Origin of the sequence: Apilactobacillus kunkeei, from assembly GCF_001308195.1 — a bacterium.
GTDB classification, from domain to species: domain Bacteria; phylum Bacillota; class Bacilli; order Lactobacillales; family Lactobacillaceae; genus Apilactobacillus; species Apilactobacillus kunkeei_C.
The window spans coordinates 92839-113917 of record NZ_JXDF01000017.1 but is presented as its reverse complement, the minus strand read 5'-3'; the positions used below and the strand labels follow the sequence as shown (position 1 = coordinate 113917).

General features: G+C 35.7%; 20 protein-coding genes. 19 read left to right on the top strand and 1 reads right to left on the bottom strand.

Going from position 1 to position 21079, the window contains the following annotated elements; all coding sequences use genetic code 11:
* Positions 1–5: 5 nt before the first annotated feature.
* The 13 genes from RZ78_RS03700 to RZ78_RS03640 all read left to right on the top strand — a co-directional run bounded on the left by RZ78_RS03700 (position 6) and on the right by RZ78_RS03640 (position 14322).
* The gene (locus RZ78_RS03700; RefSeq protein ID WP_034531067.1) at positions 6–812 is read left to right on the top strand and encodes a TlyA family RNA methyltransferase; all 807 of its coding nucleotides are present in this window, start codon (positions 6–8) and stop codon (positions 810–812) included.
* 18 nt (positions 813–830) lie between these two features.
* A complete protein-coding gene (gene recN, locus RZ78_RS03695; RefSeq protein ID WP_054608170.1) occupies positions 831–2522 on the top strand; it encodes a DNA repair protein RecN in 1692 nt (563 codons plus the stop codon).
* A 63-nt stretch (positions 2523–2585) separates the two neighbouring features.
* The gene (gene gmk, locus RZ78_RS03690) at positions 2586–3203 is read left to right on the top strand and encodes a guanylate kinase (protein ID WP_034531069.1); all 618 of its coding nucleotides are present in this window, start codon (positions 2586–2588) and stop codon (positions 3201–3203) included.
* Positions 3203–3406, top strand: coding sequence for a DNA-directed RNA polymerase subunit omega (gene rpoZ / locus RZ78_RS03685; RefSeq protein ID WP_041152297.1), 204 nt, complete (start codon positions 3203–3205; stop codon positions 3404–3406). Before gmk ends, rpoZ begins: the two co-directional genes overlap by 1 nt.
* Before the next feature lie 97 nt (positions 3407–3503).
* Positions 3504–4694, top strand: a complete 1191-nt coding sequence (coaBC, locus tag RZ78_RS03680) for a bifunctional phosphopantothenoylcysteine decarboxylase/phosphopantothenate--cysteine ligase CoaBC (RefSeq protein ID WP_337589038.1) — start codon at positions 3504–3506, stop codon at positions 4692–4694.
* A gap of 18 nt (positions 4695–4712) precedes the next feature.
* On the top strand, positions 4713–7127 hold the full coding sequence (gene priA / locus RZ78_RS03675) for a primosomal protein N' (RefSeq protein ID WP_081006893.1): 2415 nt from the start codon (positions 4713–4715) through the stop codon (positions 7125–7127).
* Positions 7128–7140: 13 nt separating this feature from the next.
* Positions 7141–8097 (top strand): methionyl-tRNA formyltransferase, encoded by a 957-nt coding sequence (fmt, locus tag RZ78_RS03670; RefSeq protein WP_054608168.1) that lies wholly within the window; start codon positions 7141–7143, stop codon positions 8095–8097.
* The gene (gene rsmB / locus RZ78_RS03665) at positions 8087–9424 is read left to right on the top strand and encodes a 16S rRNA (cytosine(967)-C(5))-methyltransferase RsmB (protein ID WP_054608167.1); all 1338 of its coding nucleotides are present in this window, start codon (positions 8087–8089) and stop codon (positions 9422–9424) included. Before fmt ends, rsmB begins: the two co-directional genes overlap by 11 nt.
* A gap of 2 nt (positions 9425–9426) precedes the next feature.
* Positions 9427–10158: a Stp1/IreP family PP2C-type Ser/Thr phosphatase gene (locus tag RZ78_RS03660; RefSeq protein ID WP_054608166.1), complete on the top strand. Its 732-nt coding sequence runs from the start codon at positions 9427–9429 to the stop codon at positions 10156–10158.
* A gap of 12 nt (positions 10159–10170) precedes the next feature.
* Positions 10171–12066 carry a Stk1 family PASTA domain-containing Ser/Thr kinase gene (pknB, locus tag RZ78_RS03655; RefSeq protein WP_054608165.1) on the top strand — a complete coding sequence of 632 codons (1896 nt, stop codon included), beginning with the start codon at positions 10171–10173 and terminating at the stop codon, positions 12064–12066.
* A 45-nt stretch (positions 12067–12111) separates the two neighbouring features.
* The gene (gene rsgA / locus RZ78_RS03650; RefSeq protein WP_054608164.1) at positions 12112–13011 is read left to right on the top strand and encodes a ribosome small subunit-dependent GTPase A; all 900 of its coding nucleotides are present in this window, start codon (positions 12112–12114) and stop codon (positions 13009–13011) included.
* A 10-nt stretch (positions 13012–13021) separates the two neighbouring features.
* The gene (rpe, locus tag RZ78_RS03645) at positions 13022–13672 is read left to right on the top strand and encodes a ribulose-phosphate 3-epimerase (RefSeq protein ID WP_053791762.1); all 651 of its coding nucleotides are present in this window, start codon (positions 13022–13024) and stop codon (positions 13670–13672) included.
* A gap of 2 nt (positions 13673–13674) precedes the next feature.
* Complete coding sequence (locus tag RZ78_RS03640; RefSeq protein WP_054608163.1) at positions 13675–14322, top strand: thiamine diphosphokinase; 648 nt, start codon at positions 13675–13677, stop codon at positions 14320–14322.
* An 87-nt stretch (positions 14323–14409) separates the two neighbouring features.
* On the opposite strand, the gene rpmB is transcribed toward RZ78_RS03640, so the two are convergent.
* The gene (gene rpmB / locus RZ78_RS03635) at positions 14410–14595 is read right to left on the bottom strand and encodes a 50S ribosomal protein L28 (RefSeq protein WP_034531080.1); all 186 of its coding nucleotides are present in this window, start codon (positions 14593–14595) and stop codon (positions 14410–14412) included.
* Between the two features lie 227 nt (positions 14596–14822).
* On the opposite strand from rpmB, the gene RZ78_RS03630 reads away from it, so the two are divergent.
* The 6 genes from RZ78_RS03630 to rnc all read left to right on the top strand — a co-directional run bounded on the left by RZ78_RS03630 (position 14823) and on the right by rnc (position 21067).
* Positions 14823–15182, top strand: coding sequence for an Asp23/Gls24 family envelope stress response protein (locus RZ78_RS03630; RefSeq protein ID WP_034531081.1), 360 nt, complete (start codon positions 14823–14825; stop codon positions 15180–15182).
* 16 nt (positions 15183–15198) lie between these two features.
* Positions 15199–16875: a DAK2 domain-containing protein gene (locus tag RZ78_RS03625; protein WP_054608162.1), complete on the top strand. Its 1677-nt coding sequence runs from the start codon at positions 15199–15201 to the stop codon at positions 16873–16875.
* Between the two features lie 51 nt (positions 16876–16926).
* A complete protein-coding gene (gene recG, locus RZ78_RS03620) occupies positions 16927–18960 on the top strand; it encodes an ATP-dependent DNA helicase RecG (RefSeq protein WP_054608161.1) in 2034 nt (677 codons plus the stop codon).
* A 13-nt stretch (positions 18961–18973) separates the two neighbouring features.
* Positions 18974–20014, top strand: coding sequence for a phosphate acyltransferase PlsX (gene plsX, locus RZ78_RS03615; RefSeq protein WP_054608160.1), 1041 nt, complete (start codon positions 18974–18976; stop codon positions 20012–20014).
* 49 nt (positions 20015–20063) lie between these two features.
* Positions 20064–20312, top strand: a complete 249-nt coding sequence (gene acpP, locus RZ78_RS03610; protein ID WP_034531085.1) for an acyl carrier protein — start codon at positions 20064–20066, stop codon at positions 20310–20312.
* Positions 20313–20374: 62 nt separating this feature from the next.
* On the top strand, positions 20375–21067 hold the full coding sequence (gene rnc / locus RZ78_RS03605) for a ribonuclease III (RefSeq protein ID WP_034531086.1): 693 nt from the start codon (positions 20375–20377) through the stop codon (positions 21065–21067).
* Positions 21068–21079 lie beyond the last annotated feature (12 nt).

Genomic DNA, 21079 nt, shown 5'->3' with positions numbered 1-21079 from the left:
TTCGCATGAAAAAAGAAAGAGTAGACGTGCTACTTGTTCAACAGGGTATTTTTGATACAAGAGAAAAAGCCAAGAGAGCCGTAATGGCCGGAGAAGTTTTAGGTAAAAACGAAGAACGTTTGGATAAACCAGGTGTTAAGATTCCTGAAGACACAAAGTTGCATTTAAAAGGAAAACCAATGCCATACGTTAGTCGAGGTGGTCTAAAGCTTGAAAAAGCCTTGAAGGTATTTAATCTTGATGTTAAAGATAAGACTGTTTTAGATATCGGATCATCCACTGGTGGATTTACTGATGTGATGTTACAAAATGGTGCTAAAAAAAGTTACGCTTTGGATGTTGGTAGTAACCAACTAGTATGGAAGCTTCGTGAAGATCCACGAGTTGTTGTGATGGAACACACCAACTTTAGATACTCAAAGCTAGATGATTTTACAGAAGGTCAACCAGAATTTGCTTCAATTGACGTTTCTTTCATTTCACTTCACTTGATTTTGCCACCACTAAAAGATATTCTTGTAAAAAATGGCCACGTTGCGGCGTTAATTAAGCCACAATTTGAAGCCGGAAGAGATAAAATCGGTAAACACGGTATCGTTAGAGATCACGCTGTTCATGCCGAAGTTTTGGAAGATATTATAAAATTTGCCGTTAGCGCTGGTTACTCAGTTGAAGGATTAGACTTCTCACCAATCAAGGGTGGCGAAGGAAACATTGAATTCTTAGTAGACTTAAAGTCTGTTGATAATCCTTCAATTAATCCAGATATTTCGATTGAAGATACTATCAAACGAGCTGACGAACTAAAGTAATGAGAGGGAGTCTTTTGATTGCTTGAAAACCTATCAATTAGCGATTTTGCGATTATCGACCATTTGGAAATTGATTTTTCCAATGGAATGACTGTTTTAACTGGTGAAACTGGTGCTGGTAAGTCAATTATTATCGATGCCGTTGGCCTATTAGCTGGTGGCAGAGGTTCACAAAACTTTATTAGAACTGGTAGTAACAAGTTATTAATTCAAGGTTTATTTGTGTTCCCTGAAGATGGTCTAACCTATAAAGTGTTAGATGACATGGGAATTGATCATAGCGATAATAGCGTCATTTTACAAAGAGAAATCTATAGAAATGGTCGTAATATTTGTCGTGTCAATGGGATGCTTGTTAATACCACAATGCTAAAGAAAATTGGTGAGACAATCGTTGACATCCATGGTCAAAATGAACATCAAGAATTAATGCAACCAGAAAGACACGTTCATTTACTTGATGAATTTGGTCATAAACAAATTGGCGATACTTTAACTAAGTACCAAGAAACTTTTGATCACTACCAACAATTGAAAGCATCAATCAAAGAAAAACGTGGTAATGAAAAAGAATGGTCACAACGTCTTGATATGTTGGAATTTCAGGAAAATGAAATTAGCAATGCTCATCTAGAAGTTGGCGAAGAAGAAGAACTAGTTAGCCAAAGAGACCATTTGCTTAACTATCAAAAAATTGTTGATGCCTTAAACATGAGTTTTAGTGCCATTAACGGTGATGAAACATTCAATCCTTTAGATGTAATTGGTGAAGCCAAGAATTCAATGGAATCAATTGAAGAAGTTGACCCTCAATTTAGAGAAATTTCTGACAACATCAAGAATGCTTTTTACTTACTACAAGATGCTTCTGACAACATTTCTGATCAAATGGACTTACAAGAATTCGACCAAGGTCATTTAGAAGAAATCGAAGAAAGATTGAATGTCATCTACGGTTTAAAACGTAAGTATGGTGATTCAATTGAACAAATCCTAAAGCATTACGATAATGTGGTTAAGGAACTTTCAACCATGCAAGCCGACCAAACTACTGGTGAAGATTTAAATGAACAATATGAATCAACCGTAAACAAGTTGAGTGATTTAGCTGATGAATTGAACACAGAGCGTCACGCTGTCGCAACCAAGCTTGAAGAAGCAGTGCATGATCAACTATCTGATTTATACATGGCTAAGACCGAATTCAAAGTTAACTTTGAAAAGTTACCAATCGGTGAATTTCACAGATACGGAACAGAACGTGTTGAATTCTATATGAGAACCAATCCAGGTGAAGCAATGTTGCCACTATCAAAGATTGCTTCCGGTGGTGAACTATCTAGAATTATGTTGGCATTAAAGACTTTATTCACTAATATGCAAGGTGTTACTTCAATCATCTTCGACGAAGTAGATACTGGTGTTTCCGGTAGAGTTGCTCAAGCAATCGCCGAAAAAATCAGCAAGATTGCGCAAAAATCTCAGGTTCTATGTATTACGCATTTACCACAGGTTGCTGCAATGTCTGATCATCATTACTTTATTGAAAAGAAGATTGATAAGAATCGTACCAAGACAAGTATCATCAAGTTATCAGTTCAAAAACGTGTTGATGAACTTGCTAGAATGTTATCTGGTACAACGGTCACTGATTTAACACTTCAACACGCTAACGAATTATTAAAGTTAGCTGATGAAACCAAAAAATAAATTTGAAAAAATCAGTAAAATAGGCCATAATGGTAGTATTATAAAATTTTGAGGGGTTTTAAAATGGCAAAAAGAGGAATGCTAATTGTTCTTTCAGGACCTTCTGGTGTTGGTAAAGGTACTGTTAGAAAAGCATTGTTTAACGAACCAGACGTTGATTTCAAGTACTCAATTTCAATGACTACTAGAAGTCCTCGTGAAGGTGAAGTAAACGGTAAAGACTATTTCTTTGTTAGTAAAGAAGAATTCGAAGACCATATCAAAAATGGTGAAATGCTAGAATATGCAAAGTACGTTGACAATTACTATGGAACTCCATTGAACTATGTTAATAAGACTTTGGATGAAGGTCATGACGTATTCTTAGAAATCGAAGTTAATGGTGCAATGCAGGTTAGAGCTAATTGCCCAGAAGCAGTATTTGTATTTCTAACCCCACCTGATTTAGTTGTGCTAAAGAATCGTTTAATTGGTCGTGGAACTGATGACATGGACGTTATCGATAAGCGTATCAAGACAGCCGTTTCTGAAATCAAGATGATGAGAAATTATGACTATGCTGTATTAAACGACAAAGTTGAAAATGCTGTAGATAGAATTAAGACTATCGTTAACAGCGAAAGACTAAAAGTTAACCGCGTAATGCCGGATTATCTATCAATGTTAGGAGAAGAAGACTAATGCTATTATATCCATCTGTTGACAAACTACTTGAAAGAGTTGATTCAAGATACTCATTAATCATGCTAGCAAGTAAGAGAGCTCATGATATTGATGCTGGATCACCATTATTATTAGACTCATACAAATCTAGAAAATCTGTTGGTAAGGCTTTTGAAGAAATCGTTGCCGGCAAGGTTGAACTAACTAGAGATAACAAATAATAAATAAATTAACCCTTTGCAGCAATGCAAGGGTTTTTATTTTGATTTTTTGATACAATATAGGTAATAAGTTCTTAAGATATGGGAGGTTTGATTGGTGAATAATAAAAAAATAGCACTATATGTTACCGGAAGTATTGCCGCATATAAGTCATTAACCTTAGCGCGATTATTAGTTAAAAATGGAAACGATGTCAGAGTCGTTATGAGCGGTGGTGCACAACAATTCGTTACACCATTGGCTTTTCAAACATTGACTAAAAACTTTGTTTTCACTGATACTTTTGACGAAAAGGATGCTAATGAAATCACTCATATTGATATTGCAACATGGGCTGATATTTCAATTGTTGCCCCAGCCACAGCAAACACTATTGCCAAGTTGGCTAATGGGATTGGTGACGAAGCAGTTACTACGACACTGCTTGCAACACCTTCTACAAAAGTGATTGTTCCAGCAATGAACAATAATATGTGGGATAATCCTGCAACCCAAAGAAATATTCAACGAATCGAGGCTGATGGTTGTAAAATTATCTATCCAACTTCAGGATTCTTAGCTGAAGGATACGAAGCCAAGGGTAGAATGATTGAACCAGAAGAGATTATCGAAAGACTAGAATTAATGGTTGAACAAGATAATCGATTAGCTGGTAAGAAGATGATTGTCACAGCTGGTGGAACAAGAGAAGCCATTGATCCGGTTAGATACATTAGTAATAATTCATCAGGTAAGATGGGATATGCGATTGCCAGAGCGGCCATGAATGCTGGCGCCGATGTGACTTTAATTTCATCTTCAGAAACTCAACATATCAACGGTAATGTGAACGTTATCAATGTTAGTTCAGCCAGTGAAATGAAGAGTGCGATTGAGGATAACTTCAATGATGCTGATGTTTTAGTAATGGCTGCAGCTGTTTCTGACTACACACCAGCCAAATATTCAGAACAAAAAATCAAGAAAAATGGTGATGAATTAGACATCCATTTGGTAAAAACACCTGATATTTTAAAGGAATTATCAAAGATAAAGGATGATCAATTTGTCGTAGGTTTTGCTGCAGAAACTCAAAACCTATTGGATAACGCCAAACAAAAACTAGCCAAGAAAAAATTAGACTTATTGTTAGCTAATGATGTTAGCAACAAGGCAATCGGATTTAACAGTGATAATAACCAAGTTTCATTTATCGATGAAAACGGGGTATTTAAGAAAAGCGATGTAGAAAGTAAGGATAAAATTGCTAATGAATTGATTGATATCATTAGTGAAAGAATCGATTAAATTAAAGGGGGAGTTAGATTGAATTTAGCAAAAGTAATTGTTGATGTGCCAACAATGCAAACTAACGAACCATATACTTACTTAGTGCCAGATGAGTTAAGCGATAAGCTTCAAAAAGGGATGCGTGTCATTGTTCCATTTGGAAATGGTGGACGCAAAATCCAGGGAATCGTTTGGGATATCGATAATAATGGAACCTTTGACGGTGAATTAAAGGAAATTTCAGGACTATTGGATTTGGATCCGGTATTGAATACTGAATTACTGGACATGTCTAAATGGATGGCAGAAAACACCTATTCCTTTCAAATTAGTTGTATTTTAACAATGCTCCCAAGTGTAATGAGAGCGAAGTATCAAAAACAACTAGTGTTAAATGCTTCAAGTGAAATCGACGACGATATTTTAGCCATTTTTGGTGATGATACTGTCGTTGATTTTGACGTGGATGAATATCCAGCAGCAGTATTAAAGAAGATTATTCAATATCGTAAAGAAAATAAACTTTCTGTCGAATACAAGGTTTCAGATGGTGCAAAGGCTAAAAAGATTTATGCCATTAAACCAAGTCTAACAACTGAACAAGCAAAAAAAGAGTTAACTAAGGTCCGTAAGAACTCAAAGAACCTGATTAAAATTCTAGATTTTATCGTCAATCATAATGATAAAGAGATTGCTCAACGTAAGTTGGTTCATGACTTTGATATTCCTGAAGCTGCGATTAAAAGTGCGGTTGACAAGGGATGGTTTACTAGGTTCTTGCAAGAAGAATACCGTAATCCATACCAAGGTAAAGTTGGCACAAACAAACCGTTAAAATTAAACGCCGATCAACAAAGTGCTGTCGATAGAATTAGTGCAGCAACTAAGCGGAACCAGGATACGGTCTTTTTACTAGAAGGTGTTACTGGTTCTGGAAAGACTGAAGTATATCTTCAATCAATCCAAAAGGCGCTTGAATTAGGCAAGACGGCATTAATGCTAGTCCCTGAAATCTCGTTAACTCCTCAGATGGTAAAAAGAGTTAAAGGTCGATTTGGTAATCGAGTAGCGATGTTACATAGTGGTTTATCAAATGGTGAAAAGTACGATGAATGGCGCAGAGTCAATAATGGTGAAGCTGACGTGGTCGTTGGAGCCCGTTCTGCCATCTTTGCTCCGTTATATAATATCGGTATCATCATCATGGATGAGGAACATGAAGCTAGTTATAAGCAGGATGATTCACCTCGATACCATACAAGAGACGTTGCTAAATGGCGAGCAACTTTTCACAACTGTCCGTTAGTTTTAGGTAGTGCGACTCCTTCATTGGAATCAAGAGCAAGAGCTACCAAGGGCGTATATCAACTAATCAAACTTCCACACAGAATAAATAACCAAGCCCTACCAGAGGTTAGGGTTATTGACATGAAGGAAGAGGTTAAAAATAGCGGTCAAGAAGATTTTTCATCTGAATTGCTATCTGCGATTAACAATCGTTTACAAAAACACGAACAGATTGTGTTGATGTTAAACCGCAGAGGATACTCATCATTTGTCATGTGTCGTAGTTGTGGTTTCGTATTGCATTGTCCAAACTGTGATATCTCACTTACTCTACACATGGATTCAAGAACGATGAAGTGTCACTACTGTGGTCACGAGGAACCAATTCCTAATAAGTGTAAAAACTGTGGTAGTAAAAAAATCAGATACTACGGTACTGGAACTCAAAAGGTCCAAGAAAAACTTCAATCATTGGTACCCAACGCTCGGATTCTAAGAATGGACGTTGATACCACAAGAAGAAAAGGTTCACACGAACGAATCTTACAAAAGTTTGGTAACGGTGAAGCCGACATCTTACTTGGAACTCAAATGATTGCGAAGGGACTAGACTTTCCTAACGTTACACTTGTCGGTGTTTTAAATGCTGATACCTCACTGGATTTACCTGATTTTCGTTCTAGTGAAAGAACATTTAATTTGTTAACTCAGGTGAGTGGACGTGCTGGTCGTGCAGAGAAAAAAGGATTGGTTTATATTCAGACCTTTAATCCGGATCACTATGCAATTAGACTAGCGCAAAGACAGGACTATGAATTGTTCTATCGTAAGGAAATGAATGTTAGACATCAGACTAACTATCCGCCTTATTATTTCACTGTTAAGATATCAGCTTCTGATGTCAACGAAGCTAAGGCAGCTGCAAAGATGTACGAAATTGCGAAGATTTTAAGGGCCAAGCTAAGTGACCAAGCAATTATGTTAGGACCATCTCCTAGTTCAATCTTAAAATTAAAGAATAAGTACTACTATCAAATTATTATTAAGTATAAAAACGAACCAAATATGAAGCCATGTTTGGAATATATATTAAATCATTATCAAAAGGATGCTCAAAAGGGACTATATGTAAACATAGACCCTGATCCTTTGAACTTTATGTAAGGATGTAGATAAAATGAAAAAAGTTGTATTTATGGGAACTCCATCGTTTGCAGTTCCTGTATTAAAAGGGTTAGTGGAAAGTAACGACTATGATGTACAAGCTGTCGTGACCCAACCAGATCGACCTTTCGGAAGAAAAAGAGTATTAAAACCATCACCGGTAAAGGAAGCGGCACAAGAATTATCGATTCCAGTGCTACAACCTGAAAAAATTAGTGGTAGCGATGAAATGGCTAAGATTGTAGAAATTAATCCTGATTTCATTATCACTGCTGCTTTTGGTCAATTCTTACCGGAAAAGCTATTGAATGCTGCTAAGATTGCCGCAGTTAACGTTCACGGTTCATTGTTACCAAAGTACCGCGGTGGTGCACCAGTTCAATATTCATTGATTAATGGTGATAAGCAAACAGGAATTTCAATCATGTACATGGTTAAGAAGATGGATGCGGGGGATGTATTATCTCAACAAGCATTGGATATTCAACCAGATGATGATACCCAATCATTATTTGATAAGTTAAGTATCATTGGACGAGATTTACTTCTTGAAACCTTACCTAAGGTGGCAGCTGGGGATGTTAACCCAACTCCGCAAGATGAAGACAAGGTGGTATTTTCACCAAACATCACAAGAGAACAAGAAGAACTAGACTTTTCTAAGTCAGCCTTTCTAGTCGATCGAAAGATTAGAGCGCTACGTCCATCACCAAATGCATTTGCCATGATGTTAGGCAAACGTACTAAGTTCTGGAGTGCTAAACCTTTAGACGAAACCACTGACTTAAAACCTGGCCAAGTGGTCGAAAAGACAAAGAAAGCCTTGAAGATTGCCTGTGGAGATGGAACTGTTCTACAACTTTTGGAAATCCAACCTTCAGGTAAACCAAAACAACCAATTAACGCCTTCTTAAATGGTGCAGGTCAATCAATTCAACAAGGAGATATGGTGATAGAAGATGTCAAGTAACCCTAGATTACTGGCTGTAAAGACGCTTAGTAAAATTTCAAACGGAGCATACTCCAACCTACAATTAAATCAAGTCATTGAAAATAGTGACTTAAGCAGTCGTGATATCGCATTGCTTACCAACATTGTTTACGGTGTTATTCAACATCGTTTAACATTAGAATACCAGTTAAACCGCTTCCTAAAGAATGCCAATAAGGTTGATGATTGGGTCAAGGAATTATTGTATTCAGCGATTTATCAAATGGAATACTTGGATAAAATTCCTACTAGAGCCGTCTTTAATGAAACCATCAAGATTGCGAAGAAAATGGGCCATGATGGTATTAGACGCTTAGTTACCGGTGTTCTCCATCAAATTGAAAGAAAAGGGTTACCGGACTTTTCTGACATTGATGATCCGATTAAGAAACTTTCAATCGAATACAGTATTTCTGAATGGATGATTGAAGAATTGAATAAACAAGTGGGTGAAGAGAAGACACTTTCCATCCTAAAGAGTATTAATCAACCTTCAAAGCAGTCAGTGCGTTTTAATTCTAAGTTAATTAGTAAGCAATCATTATCAGATAAACTAAAAGCTGATGGTTATGGTGTACAAAACAGTAAGCTGGTTGATTCAGGACTAATCTTAACCAAGAAGTCTGCTAGTTACAGTGATACTTTTAAGAACGGTCAAATGACAATTCAAGATGAAAGTGCAATGCTACCAGTGGAATCCATGGACATTAAAGAGTCCGATGTAATTCTGGATGCTTGTTCAGCACCTGGTGGAAAAACCACTCAAATTGCAGAACAACTATCCAAAGAAGCTGGTGGCCACGTTGAAGCGTTGGACTTGCACAATAATCGTTTGAAACAAGTGCAAAAGAATGCTAAACGACTAGGTGTTAGTGATGTTTTATCCACTCAAGCATGTGATGCTAGAAAGCTTGATGATTTATATGATGATGAAACATTCAACCAAATTTTAATTGATGCACCATGTTCAGGAATTGGTTTGATTAGAAGAAAACCAGAAATTAGATACGAAAAGAAGATGGAAGATGTTAAAAAGTTAGCATCCATCCAATTGGACATCTTAACTTCTGCGGCCAAAAAACTTAAAAAAGGTGGTAAGCTAGTCTACAGTACTTGTACCATCCTAAATCAAGAAAATTCAGACGTGATTGCTGAATTCTTAAAGCAAAATCCTGATTTTAAACGTGTTGATCCAGTTTCCAAAATGGGTATTCCGCTAAATGATGGTTACATTCGAATCTACCCAGATGATTACGATTCAGACGGATTCTTCGTATGTAATTTAATAAAAAATGGTGGTGAATAGAAATGGAAGTTGCTGCTAATTCTGTTATTGGTAAACAAAGAATTAGTAATGAAGATTATGTTGGCTATTTTAAAAATCAACAGGGCGCTTTAATTGCAATACTAGCCGATGGAGTTGGGGGAAGCAATGGTGGTGAAATTGCTGCTTCAACAGCGGTTGATTTTATTGGACAAGCTTTTCAAAATCATCATATTAGTTCAATTATTGATACTAAATCATGGCTATCTCAAACGATTAGCGATGTAAATAATAAGATTGTTGAAATGGGAATTAAGGATGAAAGTTTAAGTAAAATGGCAACCACTGTTGTTGTCGCATTGTTCTTTGGAAATCAATATCTACTAACCCATCTGGGTGATAGTCGTTGTTATCTATTAAGAAGTAGTCAACTTAAGCAACTTACCGTTGATCATTCATACATTAACTTTTTAATTGAAAAAGGCGAAGTTAAAGATGGAGAAAGCATCGATTCCAATTTACAAAACGTAATTGTAAAGGGATTGGGAGTTTCTTCAGATGCGGATGTAGACATCTCAAACATTCAATTTAGACCAGGTGATCAACTATTATTATGTAGTGATGGTTTAACCAAAATGGTTAGTGATGAGACAATCTCAAAAATTTTAAACATGCGATTAAGTGGGAAACAAAAGGTTGATCGTTTAATCGATACTGCCAATGATAACGGTGGAAAAGATAATATTTCCGCTATTTTAATCGATGATTTGGGTTAGGAGTGATCGTTTATGGAAAAAGGATACGTTTTAAATGACCGCTATAAAATCATCGATAAGATTGGTGAAGGTGGGATGGTTAATGTCTATCTTTCATATGATATGAAGGAAAACCGTCTTGTTACAATTAAAATTATTCGAATTGATTTTCAAGGTAGTCAAAAAGCTAAACGTCATTTTAAGTATGAAAAACTAGCTATTAATAAATTAAATAGTAAGCATATTGCTCAGGTATACGACTTGAATCAATCAGGTGATTTACAGTATTTGGTAACTGAATACGTTGATGGACAGGACTTAAAGAATTACATTCAAAAGCACTATCCAATCAGTATTGATAAAGTTATTGCAATCATGACGCAACTAATTGATGCGGTTTATGAAGCGCATAGTCATGGAATTATTCATCGTGATTTAAAACCACAGAACGTGTTAATTGATAAGAAGGGTGTCGTTAAGGTAACAGACTTTGGGATTGCCTTAATTGAAAGTCAAAATGCATTAACTCAAACCAATGCAGTTGTTGGTTCAATTCACTATATTTCACCTGAACAAGCATTGGGCAAGAAGGTTACTACCCAATCGGATGTTTATTCATTGGGAATTATCTTGTACGAATTACTTACAGGGAAAGTTCCTTTTGATGGTGATTCACCAGTAAACATTGCAATGAAGCATACCAAGGAAAACTTGCCTTCGATAATTGAACAAAACAGTCTAGTTACACAAGCGCTAGAAAATGTTGTGATTAAGGCAACTGCCAAAAAATTATCGGATCGTTACAGTTCTGTTTTAGACATGAAGGAAGACCTTCTTACTTCAATGAGCAAAGAAAGAATGGATGAAGCGAAATTACACTTTATGATTCCGAAGACTGAAATCGATGATGGTGAAACCAAGGTCTTGGACCTAAAGGATTTAAACAAATATCATGATCATCATGTAGATGAAGAACATGAATATAAGGATAAATATCGTATCTTTAAATTACTTACATTAATTGTGATACTATTTGCGTTTATTTCGGGAATATTCTTATTCTTTAACTTCACTTTCTTCACCCGAGTAACGGTACCAAACGTTTCCAACATGTCAATTAGTAAAGCTACGAAGGTTTTAAAGAAGTCCCACTTAATCGTCAGCAAGGTGAAATACACTTATAATACTGACGTTGCTGTGAATAAGGTAATTGGTACTGATCCAGCCAAGGGAACCAAGATGATTAACCATTCTGGAATCGTTTTGAAGGTTTCGGGTGGTTATAAGAAGGTCAAGATGGATAATTACCTAGGTGATTCAATCGATTCTGCTGAACATTCATTGACAACAATGGGATTCACGGTTAAAAAATCATACAGTTATGATACTTCATTTAAGTCTGACACCATTCTTAGCCAAAGCATTCGCCCTGGAACTTTGGTGGAACCACATAACACAACAATTAACCTGGTAGTGGCAATTAACACTAGAAATTTTAAGATGGTTAATTTAATTGGTAAGACCGAAGAACAGGCAAGAAACTACGCGAAGGGAAACCATTTAAATGTTAAGGTTTTCTACGAAAATTCTAAGAGTCAACCTGCCGGAAAAGTCTACCAACAAAGTCCATCAACTGGTTTATTGTTAAGTTACGGAGACGAGGTAGAACTTTGGATATCGAAGGGAAGCTCTGATAACCAAAATCTAAGAAGAAGCGTTAACGTATCGGTAAAATTACCTTATAAAAAGGTTGATAGCAGTGGACTAAATAAGATCACAATCTACTCTAATAAGGATGGCGGTAACGAAAAATTTTATCGAACCGTCTATATAAATAAAGATACTACCATCAGCATTCCTTACAGTTTAAAGAAAAATCAAAAACCACAATATCGAATTTATCGAAATGGTGATTTGATAATGAAGTAATGCAAGGTATAATAAAAATAGTAAATAAATTAACGAGGTGATACATTGGCTGAAGGAAAAATTTTCCAATCCCTAAGTGGATTCTATGATATTATTAGTGACGGAAAGATATACCGAACAAGAGCTAGAGGTAACTTTAGAAAAAGAAAAATAACTCCTTTAGTTGGTGATGACGTCGAGTTTGAATCTAGTTCACAAAAAGAAGGATACTTACTAAAGATTTTTGACCGTAAAAATTCATTGGTGAGACCTCCAATTGCGAACATTGATCAAGCCGTAGTTGTTACTTCCGCTGTTCAGCCAGATTTTTCATATAATTTGTTAGACCGTCAATTAGTTGCGGTTGAAATTAACAAAATTACACCAATCATTTACTTTACTAAGACTGATTTATTAGATGATAAACAGTTTGAGTACTTTAAGGGTCTTAAAGAGGTTTATGAACAAGCTGGATATAAGGTTATCCTTCCTAGCAACAGCGAGGATAAAGTCGAATCAGTTAATGAAATTAAATCATTGTTTGAAAATAAAGAAACTGTCTTTATGGGTCAAACAGGGGCAGGTAAATCAACATTGTTGAATCAAATCTCTCCAGATTTAAATTTAGCAACTGGTGAAATTTCCATGGCATTAAACCGTGGGAAACATACAACTAGAAAAGTTAGCTTTATTCAAATTAATAATGGATTAGTAGCTGATACACCTGGTTTCTCATCTTACGAAGCTTTTGACATCAGACCTGAAGAACTAAGGGATTACTTCCCTGAATTCAGAGCAAATGCTGATAGGTGTAAATTCAGGGGATGTGTTCACATCAACGAACCTGGTTGTGCAATCAAGGCAATGTTAGATGAAGATGAACTATCACATGAACGCTATCATGATTATGTTCAGTTATATGATTTATTAAAGAATAAAAAACCAATTTATAATAAAAAGAAATGAGGAATTAATAATGATTAAAGTAGCACCATCAATCTTAAGTGCAGATTACTTAAACCTACAAAGAGATATTGAAAAAGTTGAAAAGGACGCAGAACTATTACATATTGATGTAATGGACGGCTCATTTGTTCCAGCAATTTCATACGGTCCAAATTGGGTTCCACAAATCAGAAAGATTTCTAACTTAGTATTAGATGTTCACTTGATGGTAGTTAACCCAGAAAGATTCGTTGATGAATTTGCAGACAAGGGTGCGGACATTATTGGTGTGCATGTTGAAGCAACTCCACACATTCACCGTGCTTTACAAATGATTAAGAATAAGGGTGTTAAGGCTGAAGTAGTAATCAACCCAGGTACTCCTGTAGAAGCTATCAAACCAGTACTATACATGGTTGACCAAGTTCTAGTAATGACTGTTAACCCTGGTTTTGGTGGTCAAAAGTTCCTAGACGAAACTGTTAAGAAGATTAAGCAATTAGACGACATCAAGAAGGCTGAAGGATACGACTTTGACATCGAAATTGATGGTGGAGTTAACAACGAAACTGTTCAAGCTGCTGCCAAAGCTGGTGCAACTGTTGCAGTTGCTGGTTCATACGTATTCGGTGCTGAAAATCCTGCTGAAAGAATTCAAGCAATTAAGGACGCTACTAAATAATTATGAAAACGATCAATTTATTAGTCGGTGGGCCAACTGATTTATGGCCTGATAGTTTAAGACAAGGCAAAATCAATGGTGATTGGATTGGAGTCGATCGAGGAAATGTGTGGTTAGTTCAAATGGGAATTAAACCATTAATTTCAATTGGTGATTTTGATTCAATGGATCAATCGGAATTTGAAATTATTTCAAACAACGTTTCTGATATTCGAACTTATAATCCTGATAAAGACTATACTGATACCCAACTAGCATTAAAAATTGCTTCTGATGAATTAAAGGCGGATGTTATTAATATCTTTGGTGCTACTGGTGGTAGAATTGATCACTTTATTTCTAACTACTTATTGGCGACTGAACCTAAATTTAGGGATATCGTTGAAAAAATTAGAATTATTGATAAACAAAATGTAATTCAATACTTTACTCCGGGAGAACATGAAATTACAAAGATTGATATGATGCATTACTTAGCGTTTATTCCAATGAATGCAATGCACTTATCAATTCTTGATGCGGTATATAAACTGGATAACTACTATGTTGAAAGACCGTTTGCTTATTCCAGCAATCAATTCGATGGTGATAAATGTCACTTCGATTTTGATGATGGGGTATTATGTGTAATCCAAAGTAAAGATGCATAGAAAAAAGAGAACTGATTATATCAGTTCTCTTTTTTGTTATTTAGGGTATAAAAAAAGTCTGACATTAAGAGTCAGACTTAAATATTGTTAGGCACGAGTAACTTTACCTGATTTTAGAGTACGGGCACTAACCCAAACTTTCTTAGGCTTTCCATCTACAAGGATACGAACCTTTTGTAGATTTGGCTTCCAGCTACGACGTGAAGAATTCAAAGCATGGGAACGTTTGTTACCATAATGAGTTCTTTTACCATTAATAAAATCTTTAGCCATTGGTAAATTCCTCCTTTAATTGATTTCTAGTCAAAAGCGTTGCTTTTATTACATCTCACTCTAATAATTTAGCATATTGAAGCCTGTTTTGCAATGCTTTTCTTTCAAGTGAATATACTTGACAGCCTTCGATATTCATTATATCAATACTTTAGCTTTTTTTAAACATGTGGTAATATTATATTACGAATATATTAAGAAATCTATCTTTTAAGGAGGCTATTGTGATGGCCGTAAAAATGAGAACTGATTATGGATTAATTGATATTGATAACAATGTAATTGCCACCGTAGTTGGTGGAGCTGCTACTGATAACTACGGAGTTGTTGGTATGGCAAGTAAAAATCAAATTCGAGACAATGTAAACGATATTTTGAAAAAAGATAACTATTCCCGTGGAGTTGTGGTAACACAACAAGACAATGATGTTGCAATTGAAGTAAATATTATTGTTAGCTACGGTACTAAAATTTCAGAAGTATGTAAAAATGTTCAAAGCAAGGTTAAGTACAATTTGGAATCTATGCTTGGCATTAGTGCAAGTTCTGTTAATGTCGTTGTTCAAGGTGTAAGAGTTCTAGACTAAAAGGAGGTTCATTTTTGTGTCTATTTCAAATATAGATAGATCAAAATTTGATCAAATGGTGCAAGCCGCTGCTACTACCCTTAATAATAATGCAGAATTTATAAACTCACTTAATGTTTTCCCAGTTCCAGATGGTGATACTGGTACTAATATGAGTATGTCTTTCCAAAGTGGGGCTGATTACGTTAGTCGTGATACTAGCGAATCTGTTGGAGAATTAGCTCAATCATTAGCTAAAGGGCTATTGATGGGAGCAAGAGGTAACTCTGGAGTTATCTTGTCACAAATATTTAGAGGTTTTTCAAAGTCTGTTGCTGAAAAGGATAACCTTTCTGCTCAAGACATCGTAGAAGCTTTTAAAAACAGTGAAAAAACAGCTTATGGTTCAGTTATGAAACCAACTGAAGGAACAATTCTAACAGTTATTAGAGGGATTTCTGAAGCAGGTCAAAGTGCAACCACAAACGACCTAGCTGAATTATTTGATATTTTAGCTGATGCTGCTGAACAAGCTCTTCAATCAACACCTGATTTGTTACCAGTATTGAAACAAGTTGGTGTTGTTGATTCAGGTGGACAAGGTTTAGTTTTCGTTGTTAAAGCATTTAGTGATGTTTTAAATGGACGAGAAATTGAAACTAGCCATCAACCAAATACTGGTGAAATGGATCAAATGATTGATGCAAGCCATGAACAAAGTCATGAAAGTGCACAAGGTAAGTTAAACCCAGACGACATTAAGTTTGGATACTGTACCCAAATCATGGTGAGAATTGGTCGCGGTAAGGAAGTTGAATACGACTTTGACTACGATAAGTTCTACGATCATTTAGCCGGTTTAGGTGACTCATTATTAGTTGTTAATGATGATGAAATTGTTAAGGTCCATGTTCATACTGAACAACCTGGTGAAGTTATTTCATGGGGACAAAAGTTCGGTGACTTAGCCAACGTTAAGATTGATAATATGCGTTTACAACAAGAAACAATTATTGAAAAAGACGATGAATCTAAGAAAGAAACTAAGTCAGAACCAAAAGAAACAGCAATTATTGCAGTCGCTTCTGGTGACGGAATTGGTGAACTATTTACCAGTCTAGGTGTTACTGATGTTATCAAGGGTGGTCAAACCATGAACCCAAGTACTCAAGACATTCTAGATGCTATTAATAATAGCAATGCTAAGAAAGCAATTATTCTTCCAAATAACGGTAATATCTTCATGGCTGCTCAACAAGCTGCTGATGTTGCCGAAATTCCTGTTGAAATTGTTCACGCAAAGACAATTCAACAAGGTTTAACAACAATGCTTTCTTTCAATCCTGATGCTAGTCTAAACGATAACGTATCTGAAATGGAAGATATGTTAGACACTGTAGTTAGTGGAGATGTTACTAACGCTGTTAGAGACACCGAAATTGATGGTGTTAAAATCAAGAAAGACGATTACATGGGAATTATCGATGGTAAGATTAAGGTTGTTAAAGACGACTTAAATGAAACTACTATCGATATGATTAAGGAAATGCTTGATGAAGATAGTGAAGTCGTAACCATTATTTATGGTGAAGGCATGACACAAAATCAAGCTGATGAATTAGCTGAACAAGTTGAAGCAATTGATGATGACTTAGAAGTTGAAGTTCATCCGGGAGGACAACCAGTCTACCCATACTTAATTTCTGTTGAATAAAATGTCGGAGTTTTCTCCGATTTTTTTATTACATAAGTAAAATGAGGTGATATGTTGAAAGATTTAAACGATAGTGTGTCCGTTTTAAAGGGTGTTGGTCCTAAAAAGGTCGAAGCTTTGGATGAATTGGGTATCGATACTATATATGATTTATTGACATATTACCCATTTAGATACGATGATTTTCAAGTAAAAGACTTATCGCAAATTGAAGACCAAGAAAAGGTAACGATTAAAGGTAAGATTGCAGCTGATCCAGTGGTTGCACACTTCGGTCGGAAAAGAAATCTATTGAACATAAGACTATTAGTTGATAACGACGTCGTAAAGGTTACATTTTTTAATCAACCATGGTTAAAAAAACAGCTTCCGGTTGGCAAGGAAGTTCTTATATACGGTCGTTTTGATAAGGCTAAGGCGTCATTATCTGGAATCAAGATTTTATCTTCGGTTGATGGTAATGAAATGAATCCAATCTATCCGGCTAATAAGCATATTCGTCAAAAGACAATCAGTGATTTGGTGAAGCTAGCGTTTGATGAATACAAGAATGTAATTGATGATGTCGTTCCAGAAGACATCATTGAAAAATATAAATTGGAATCACAAAAGCAAGTTATTCAGGATATGCATTTCCCCAATGATACAAAGGATGCATACCTAGCTAGAAGAACTGCAAAGTTTAATGAATTCTTCTTATTTCAAATGCGTTTGCAATCATTAAAGAGTGAAGAACAAAAGGATGCTGGTTTAGCCATTAAGTTTAATCAAGACGATATGGATGCTTTTATTAATCAACTTCCATTTTCATTAACAAATGCACAACAGCGTGTGGTAAATGAAATCCAAAACGATTTATCATCTACTCGTCAGATGAACCGTTTGCTTCAAGGGGATGTAGGATCTGGTAAAACAATTGTGGCTGCTTTAGCAATCCTGGCATGTATTGATGGCGGATATCAAGCAGCCTTAATGGCACCGACTGAAATATTGGCTGAACAACATGCTAATAAACTAGCAACACTTTTTAAAGATACAAAAGTGAATGTTGCGTTGTTAACTGGAGATACGAAACAAGCTGCCAGAAAAGAACTTTTACCAAGAATTAAGTCTGGTGAAATTAACTTGGTTATTGGAACTCATGCCTTGATTCAGGATAGCGTTGAATACAAGAATTTAGGTTTAGCTATCATCGATGAACAACATCGTTTTGGTGTAAACCAACGTGCCAAGTTAAGGCAGAAAAACGATGGAACTAATGTTTTAGCAATGACGGCAACACCAATTCCTAGAACCTTAGCCATTACTTCCTATGGAGAAATGGATGTTTCAATTATTGACGAACTTCCTAATGGTCGCCAACCGGTTAAAACAGCGTGGATAAAGGAAGGTCAATTCAATAATTCTGTTGGTTTTATTAAAGAAAGATTGAATGCCGGAGAACAGATTTACGTGGTAACACCATTGGTTGAAGAATCAGAAGCTGTCGACATGAAGAATGCCATCAACATCTATGACAATTTTAAGAATATGTTTGAACCAGAATTCAAAGTTGGTCTACTTCATGGTAGAATGAAAGATGAAGATAAAAATTTGGTGATGACAGAATTTAAAAACAATGAGTTTCAAATTTTGGTCTCTACGACAGTTATTGAAGTAGGTGTGGACGTTAGTAATGCCACTATGATGATCGTATTTAATGCTGATCATTTTGGATTGGCTCAGTTACATCAATTACGAGGTCGAGTTGGAAGAGGAAGTAGTCAGTCATACTGTTTATTAGTATCTGATCCCAAAACTGAGACAGGTGTTAAACGAATGAATGTCATGGTCGAAAGTAACGATGGTTTCGTTATATCGCAAAAGGACCTAGAACTTAGAGGACCTGGTGATATCATGGGGAAAGCACAATCTGGTCTTCCTGATTTTAAGGTAGGAGATCCGGTTGCAGATTTAACGATGCTAAGTGTTGCTCAACAAGAGGCAATTCAGATCGTAAGTACAAATGATTGGCAAAACAATCCAATGTATAGTAAATTATATAGTTACGTTCACCAAAAAAATAATAAGAAAATGTTTGATTAAAGGAGTTTTATAAATGAAAATCGCAATTGATGCCATGGGTGGAGACAACGCCCCACTAGAAGTTGTTAAAGGGGTAGAAATGGCAAGAGACCAATATCCTGATATTGAGTTCAAGTTATTCGGTCAAATCGATAAAGTTAAACCATTAATTCAAAATGAAGAAAGAATTGAACTAGTTCAATCTGACGAAGTTATTGAAATGGGTGAAGAACCTGTTAAGGCTGTTATGAAGAAGAAAAACTCAAGTCTAGACATGGCTGCTCAAGCTGTTAAGGACAAAGAAGCAGATGCATTCTTCTCAGCTGGTAACACTGGTGCTATCCTAGCTGCTGGTCTATTTATTATTGGTAGAATTAAGGGAATTGACCGTCCAGGTCTTGCAACTACTTTACCAATCGTAAATGATGAAGATCATGATAACTTTGTTATGCTAGATGTTGGTGCTAATGCTGAATCAAAACTATTCAACCTATACCAATACGCATTCATGGGTAAGTACTATGCTGAAACTGTTAGACATATTGAAAGCCCACGTATCGGTCTATTAAACAACGGTACTGAAGCAGATAAAGGTGATTCATTACATAAGGCAGCTAACGAAATGCTTTCTAAGGATGAAAACCTAAACTTCATTGGTAACGTTGAATCACGTGAATTATTAAATGGTGCTGCTGATGTTGTTGTTACTGATGGTTTCACTGGTAACGCTGCATTGAAGGCAATCGAAGGAACTGCACTTTCATTACTTACTCTAATCAAGGGTGAAATCATGTCTGGTGGCGTAAAGTCAAAAGTTGGTGCTTTAATGCTTAAGCCAACATTTAAGAAGATTGCTAAGGAAATGGATTACTCACAATATGGTGGTGCCGTATTAATGGGTACTAAGGCTCCTGTTGTTAAGGCTCACGGTAGTAGTGAAGCTGTTACAATCAAGAACACTATTTTCCAAATTAAGACAATGATTGATAATAAGACTATTGATGACGTTGTTGAATACTTTGATAAGCATGCTGATGATATGCAACAAATCAAACAAAACGCCAAAAATAACTAAAAATCTGTTATAATTAGAATTATCAATTACGATTTTAAGGAGATAGATTATGACAAAAGAAGAAGTATTTAACAAAATTGCTGATATGGTTGCTGATCAATTCAGTATTGATAGAGATACCATCAAAGGTGATTTAAACTTTCAAAACGATTTAGACGCTGATTCAATTGATTTTGTTGAGTTTGTATTATCTCTAGAAAGTACTTTTGGTACTGATATCTCAGATGAAGATGCAGAAAACATTAAGACTATTGATGAAGCTGTAGACTACGTTATGTCTAACGCTGATAACAAATAATTAAAAAGGCGATTACTCAATAGTAATCGTCTTTTGTTGTATTATTCACTGGAGGGAAAGACTTGGAAAAAGAATTTGATGATTTATTAGAAAAACGATTTAACATTAAGTTCAAGGATGAATCATTATTAGATGAAGCCTTTACTCAAGCTTCATACGTTAATGAACATCCAGGTAAGAATTTAAAATTTTATGAACGAATTGAATTTTTGGGTGATGCTGTATACGAACTAGTAGTATCAGAATACATTTACAAACGTTATCCAAATTTACCACAAGGCCGCTTAACTAGATTAAGAGCCGCAATGGTAAATGAACACAGCTTTAGTAGTTTTGCTAGAGAATGTGAATTTGATAAATACATTCGTTTAGGTAAGGGTGAAGAAAAAGCTCAAGCTAGAACTAGAGATTCACTATTATGTGATATTTTTGAATCATTCATTGGTGCGGTATACCTTGACCAAGGAATGGAACCTGTAGTTAAGTTTTGTCATCAAGTAATTTTCCCTAAATTAGACGAGGGATGGTTCGACGAATTCTTTGATCACAAAACTGAATTACAAGAATTAGCACAATCAAATGGACCAGTCGATATTGAATATCACTTATTAGACGAAAATGGTCCGGAAAACGACCGTCGCTTTAAGGTATCCGTTACCATCGATGGTGTTGAAAAAGGTGTTGGCCTAGGTCACTCCAAGAAGAATGCAGAACAAGGTGCTGCTAAGAAGGCAATTAAAAACCTTACAGAATAAAAACAGGATGGG